This window comes from Stenotrophomonas sp. HITSZ_GD, from assembly GCF_029543105.1.
GTDB lineage: Bacteria > Pseudomonadota > Gammaproteobacteria > Xanthomonadales > Xanthomonadaceae > Stenotrophomonas_A.
In genome coordinates this window covers 23,081-29,080 of the sequence record NZ_JARQXB010000028.1, presented here as the reverse complement: position 1 = coordinate 29,080, position 6,000 = coordinate 23,081, and the positions used below count along the sequence as shown (strand labels likewise).

At 69.7% G+C, this 6,000-nt stretch carries 6 protein-coding genes; 3 read left to right on the top strand and 3 right to left on the bottom strand.

The window, feature by feature from the left end:
• Positions 1 to 97 precede the first annotated feature (97 nt).
• Positions 98 to 901 carry a hypothetical protein gene (locus P6166_RS17015; protein WP_277765626.1) on the bottom strand — a complete coding sequence of 268 codons (804 nt, stop codon included), beginning with the start codon at positions 899 to 901 and terminating at the stop codon, positions 98 to 100.
• A gap of 170 nt (positions 902 to 1,071) precedes the next feature.
• Positions 1,072 to 1,701, bottom strand: a complete 630-nt coding sequence (locus P6166_RS17010) for a hypothetical protein (protein WP_277765625.1) — start codon at positions 1,699 to 1,701, stop codon at positions 1,072 to 1,074.
• Between the two features lie 85 nt (positions 1,702 to 1,786).
• Here P6166_RS17010 and P6166_RS17005 point away from each other — a divergent pair, with 85 nt between their 5' ends.
• Positions 1,787 to 2,755 (top strand): YafY family protein, encoded by a 969-nt coding sequence (locus P6166_RS17005; RefSeq protein ID WP_277765624.1) that lies wholly within the window; start codon positions 1,787 to 1,789, stop codon positions 2,753 to 2,755.
• 31 nt (positions 2,756 to 2,786) lie between these two features.
• Here P6166_RS17005 and P6166_RS17000 read toward each other — a convergent pair whose 3' ends face one another.
• Positions 2,787 to 3,356 carry a lipocalin family protein gene (locus P6166_RS17000; RefSeq protein ID WP_277765623.1) on the bottom strand — a complete coding sequence of 190 codons (570 nt, stop codon included), beginning with the start codon at positions 3,354 to 3,356 and terminating at the stop codon, positions 2,787 to 2,789.
• Between the two features lie 131 nt (positions 3,357 to 3,487).
• On the opposite strand from P6166_RS17000, the gene P6166_RS16995 reads away from it, so the two are divergent.
• Positions 3,488 to 3,805: a hypothetical protein gene (locus P6166_RS16995; protein ID WP_277765622.1), complete on the top strand. Its 318-nt coding sequence runs from the start codon at positions 3,488 to 3,490 to the stop codon at positions 3,803 to 3,805.
• A gap of 79 nt (positions 3,806 to 3,884) precedes the next feature.
• Entirely contained in the window at positions 3,885 to 5,987 is a 2,103-nt protein-coding gene (locus P6166_RS16990) for a prolyl oligopeptidase family serine peptidase (protein WP_277765621.1), read from the top strand.
• Positions 5,988 to 6,000: the final 13 nt, after the last annotated feature.

Below are 6,000 nucleotides of genomic sequence, written 5' to 3'. Positions count from 1 at the left end.
GACTCTCGATCAGGCGGCCAGCAGGCACACGGTGGGGGAAAACGCTTTCATGATAACGGAACCGTTCACGTGGCCGGGCCCGCCGCCCGGCCGCGCTTCATGCGCCGTTGCGTCCCAAGCCCGGAGCGATGATGCGCTGGCGTGCATCCAGCCCGATGACCGCGGCCATCGCCAGCACCGCCAGCCCCCACACCGGCTTCTGCAGGCCGGGCTTGATCGCCAGTACGCCCACCAGTAGCAACGGAATCGCCAGCAGGGCCAGCAGCAACATCCAACGCGGCCATCGCGCGGGCAGCGGCAGCAGCGCATCGCGGCCTTCGCCCAGCCAGGTGGCCAGCAGCAGCGCCGCGGCAATGGCGCCCAGCAGCACCAGCGAAGGCACGCCGCCGGCTGCCATCTGCCCGGGCCACAGCCACGCCATGAAGGCGAAGAACAACACCGCACCGGCCAGCAGCGCCAACGCGCACTGCGCAGGCAGCAGCCACTGCGAACGCGGCGTTTCCAGCGCCAACGTGACCATGCAGATCGCCGCCAGCGCCCCCATGCAGGCGATGGCGCCGGCGATGGCGATCAGGCCGGGCGAATGGGTGGGCAGGTGCAGCAGCACGATCAGCGCGATGTCGCCGATCATCGCCACGCCCAGCGCGGCGAGCGCGCGCGGGCGCCAGATGCGTGGCTCGGCGGCGTCCGGCCGGCGCCACAGCGGCCCCAGCCACAGCGCCGCCAGCACCAGCCCCACGCCCAGGGTCCGGTCCTGCAGCGGCCGCAGGTTGAGGAAGGCATCGCCGCGGCCTTGCAGCAGCGCGGTGCTCACGCACGCCCAGACCAACATGCCCAGGCCCAGCAAGCCGAGCGTGCGCGCCCACAGCGCGGCCATGCCAGCGGGAAGCGGCTTCAGCACGGCAGACCCCCCGTGCAGGCGAACAGGTATCCCCCAAGCGGCCAAGGCCGCGGAATTCGATGGAACACGGCATCTCCCCGATGCATCTGGTTGTCGCGGATCCCCGAGCGGATTCTGCCATTCCCCCGCCGCGGGCGGTGCGCCGCCCGTCGCATCGGGCGACCGCCGGTTCAGGGCGCGTCGATGCGCAAGGCCGGATCGTCGAAGCGGCCGTAGTCGATCTGCAGGCGGTAGTCGGCCCCGCCGTCATCGCGGCCGCGCTGTTCGACGCGGCGCGGCCGGCCGTCGGCGTCCACCCACAGGCGCATCGGGGGGCGTGCCGGGTCTGGATGGATCACCCGGTACAGGTGCGCGGGCTGGCCGTCGATCGGGTCGGCGCCGAGGTCTTCCACCTGCAACTGCTCGCCGGCCTGCAACTGCAGCGGATCGCGCCACTGCGCCAGCAGGCCGCGCGGCAACGGCAACCGCTCGCTGCGATCGCCGGCCTGCAGGTACAGCGTGTCGCCGATCACGACCTGGGTGCCCATGGGCAGCTGCAGCCGGTACCGGTCGGGGGCGACGTAGGCCAGCCGGCTCTCCTGTGGGCGCGCGCCTTCCAGCCGCATGCGCGCCTCGAACGCGCGCGCCGCGCGGAACCGGCTCATCGCGTCGAGCACCTGCTGCGCCGGTGCATGCGGGCCGCCCGTCTCGGCCCGCGGCGCGGCGGCGGCCGAGGGCGCGGCATCGGGGGAGCGCGTGCACCCCGGCAGCATGGCGAAGGCGAGCAGGGCGGCGAGGGCGGGGCGGGAACGCGGGGTCATGGCCGGCACCGGTGGGGAGGGGGCGTCACGATAGCCCGGCCGGGCGCGCGCGCGCTGTCACCCGAGAGTCGGACATAATCGGCGCATGGACCGCTATGAACGCATCAATGCCCTGCATCGCCTGCTCAAGGCGGCCCGCTATCCGGTGACGGTGGCGCGGCTGCAGGATGAGCTGGGTTGTTCCCGCGCCACCGTATACCGCGACCTGGCGTTCCTGCGCGATGCGCTCATGGCGCCGGTGGAAGGCGATGGCGAGGCGGGTTTCCGCTACCTCGCCGGCGAAAGCGATCGCTTCGAGCTGCCGGGCCTGTGGCTCAGCTCCGAGGAACTGCACGCGCTGCTGGCCTCGCAGCAATTGCTGGCGCGCACCGGCGGCGGCGTGCTCTCCTCGGTGCTGGCGCCGTTGCAGCAGCGCATCGAAAGCCTGCTGGCGGCGCAGGCCGGCGTCTCGCAATGGCCGGTGGAGCGCGTGCGGGTGATCCCGCACCGCGGCCGCAAGCTGGACGAGGCGAGCTTCCGCGGCGTCGCCTCGGCGGTGCTGGAGCGCAAGCAGCTCAGCTTCGAATACCGCGCTCGCTCCACCGACGAATCGACCCGGCGCACGGTCTCGCCGCAGCGCATCACCCACTATCGCGACAACTGGTACCTGGATGCCTGGGACCACGGGCGCGAGGGCGTGCGCAGTTTTGCCGTGGACCGCATCAACCAGGCCCGCGTGCTCGACGAGCCGGCGCGCGACGTGCCCGACGCCGAGCTGGACGACCAGCTCGCCGCTTCCTACGGCATCTTCTCCGGCGCGCCCAAGGGCTGGGCGACCATCCTGTTCAGCGCCAAGGCCGCGCGCTGGGTGGCCGACGAGCATTGGCATTCCAAGCAGCAGGGCCGGTTCCTGCCCGACGGACGCTACGAGCTGAAGCTGCCGTACAGCGTCTCGCGCGAGCTGCTGATGGACGTGCTGCATTACGGCTCGGATGCGGAGATCATCGAGCCGAAGTCGCTGCGCGAACAGGCCAAGGCGCTGCTGGCCCTGGCCCTGAGCAACTACGAGGATTGAACCGGCGCCGCGCGGGGCGCCGGCCCGCGCCTCAGCGCTTGTTCGGCACTTCGAAGCCGAGCTTGTCCACCTGCTCGGGTTTCTGCGGCACGCGCTTGAGCTTGTCGGTATACACCCCGTAATCGTCGCGCAGCTTGGCCACGAGCGTGCGGTACTGCTCGTTGTCCATGTCCGGCGAGCGGGCGAAGATCCAGGCCAGGTCGCGGCCCGGCCAGGAGATCAGCATCCACGAGTAGTCCGGCGCCACTTCCAGGATGCGCTGCTTGGTGGGGATGATCTTGTAGAACCACACGCGCCAGTCGTAGTTGCCGCTGTCCTCGTCGACCGAGGCGCGGGCGGTCTTTTCCTTCTCCGGCTCGGAGAAGCCCTCGCGATAGACGTAGCGGATGCCCAGGGAGTCGTTGTCGCGCAGCGTGTACTCGTCGCGGCTGGCGACGTGCCCGCGCTCCACGGGGTTGGGAATGCGCGCGATCACGTACCAGGTGCCCGCCAGCCGCTGCAATGACAGCGGGGGGCGTTCCGGCGCCTGGTGTTCGCGTGCCGCGGCGGGGGCGGCCAGGCCGATGAGGAACGCTAGGGCTAGGGTGGCGGTCAGTCGCATTGCGGCTCGTCTTGGCTTGGCTGGCCTGCACGGTAAACGGGCAGGGGCGAACTTCACGTCAATGGTAGGTCGCAATCCGTGAGATGGCGATGGGGGAACGTGCGCTTCCCGACCGGATTTGAGGAAAACCCATGCAGCGCCACGTTTCTTCGAAGATGCAGGCCCCGGACCCGCGCGTGCTGCGCGTCGTGCGCCAAGTCGCCCTGGCCGGGCTGGCGCTGGTGCTGGTATGGCCGGCCGCGCGCGGGCACAGCCAGTGGCTGGGCTGGGGGCCGTTGTGGCTGCTGGGCATGCCGATGACGGCGTGGTGGGCGCTGTACCGCTTCCGCCTGCCGCGATGGCGCGCCGCGCGCACCGGCACTGGCCGCGTGGCGCGGCGCGGGCCGCAGGCGCGCCGGCGTGCGGCAACGCGTCGCGCCGGGCAGGGCGTTCCGGCACGCGCGGCCTGAGCGCCCGCGCCTTCTGGCAGGGGAGGCGGCCGCGGACGCTGTGCTAGGTTGGGCCGGTTGTGTCCATCCTGGAGGATTGATGTCCAAACTCGCCGTTGCCTGCCTCGTGGCGGGCCTCGCCACCGCCTCGCCCCTTCTCGCGTCCGCCAAGGAGGCCGCCATGACCGCCGACCCGTATGCCTGGCTGGAAGACGTGGAGGGCGCCAAGCCGCTGGAATGGGTCAAGGCGCAGAATGCCAAGACCGAAGCGCGCCTGGCCGGCACGCCGCAGTTCAAGCAGATGGAATCGAGCATCCGCGAGGTGCTCGACTCTGACGCCAAGATTCCCGGCGTGCAGAAGATCGGCGATTTCTATTACAACTTCTGGAAGGACCGGCAGCACGAGCGCGGCGTATGGCGCCGTACCACGCTGGCCGAGTACCGCAAGCCGAACCCCAAGTGGGAAACCGTGCTCGACCTGGATGCGTTGAACCAGGCCGAGAACGCACAGTGGGTGTGGCACGGCGCGGACTGCCTGCGCCCGGACTACCGGCGCTGCCTGATCGCGCTCTCGCGCGGCGGCTCGGACGCCGACGTCACCCGCGAGTTCGACCTGGGCACCAAGCAGTTCGTGAAGGACGGCTTCTTCCGCCCGGAAGCCAAGGGCGCGCTGGGCTGGATCGATGCCGACACCGTGTATGTGTTCACCGACTTCGGCGCCGGTTCGCAGACCAGCTCGGGCTACCCGCGCATCGCCAAGCGCTGGAAGCGCGGCCAGCCGCTGGAGCAGGCCGAGACGGTCTACGAAGGCAAGCCGGATGACATGTACATCGCGGCGATGCACGACGACACGCCGGGCTTCGAGCGGGACTTCGTCAGCCGCACGCTGGCCTTCTACAACGACGAGCTTTACCTGCGCGGCGCCGACGGCAAGCTGGTGAAGATCGATGCGCCCAATTCGGCGAGCAAGAGCATCAAGCGCGAATGGCTCACGCTGGAGCTGCGCGAGCCGTGGACGGTGGGCGGCAAGACCTACGCGGCGGGCTCGTTGCTGGCGACGAAGTTCGACGATTTCATGGCCGGCCAGCGCGACTTCGACGTGCTGTTCGCGCCCACCGACACCACCTCGCTGGCCGGTTTCTCCTGGACCAAGCACCACCTCGTGCTCAACGTGCTCGACGACGTGAAGAACCGCCTGAGCGTGCTGACGCCGGAGGGCGGGCAGTGGAAGAAGAGCGAGTTCGTCGGTGCGCCGGCGTTCGGCACGCTGGGCGTGGACGCGGTGGATAGCGACGACAGTGACGCGGTGTGGCTCACCGCCACCGACTACCTCACCCCGACGACGCTCTCGCTGGCCGAAGTGGGCCGCAAGCCGGAGATGCTGAAGACGATGCCGGCGTTCTTCGACGCCAGCCGCGACACCATCGAGCAGCATTTCGCCACCAGCCTGGACGGTACTCGCGTGCCCTACTTCCTGGTGCGCCCGAAGGACCTGGCGCTGGACGGCCAGGCGCCGACGCTGCTGTATGGCTATGGCGGCTTCGAGATCTCGCTGACGCCGGCGTATTCCGGCGCGCTGGGCCGCGCATGGCTGGAGAAGGGTGGCGTGTACGTGGTCGCCAACATCCGCGGCGGTGGCGAGTACGGCCCGCGCTGGCATCAGGCGGCGCTGAAGCAGAACCGCCACAAGGCTTACGAGGACATGGCGGCGGTGGCCAAGGATCTGGTGGCGCGCAAGATCACCTCGCCGCGGCACCTGGGCGTGCAGGGTGGCAGCAACGGCGGCCTGATGACGGGCAACATGCTCACCCAGTACCCGGAGCTGTTCGGGGCGGTGGTGGTGCAGGTGCCGCTGCTGGACATGAAGCGCTACAACCACCTGCTGGCGGGTGCGTCGTGGATGGCCGAGTACGGCAACCCGGACACGGACGACTGGAAGTTCATCCAGACCTTCTCGCCGTACCACCTGTTCGACGCGAAGAAGCAGTATCCGCCGGTGATCTTCCTGACCTCCACGCGCGACGACCGCGTGCATCCGGGCCATGCGCGCAAGATGGCGGCCAAGATGATCGATGCGAAGAAGGACGTGACCTACTACGAGAACATCGAAGGCGGCCACGGTGGCGCGGCGAACAATGCGCAGCAGGCGCATATGTCTGCGCTGGCTTACAGCTTCCTGTGGGAGCGGTTGGGCGGGAAGTGAGGTTCTGACCCTG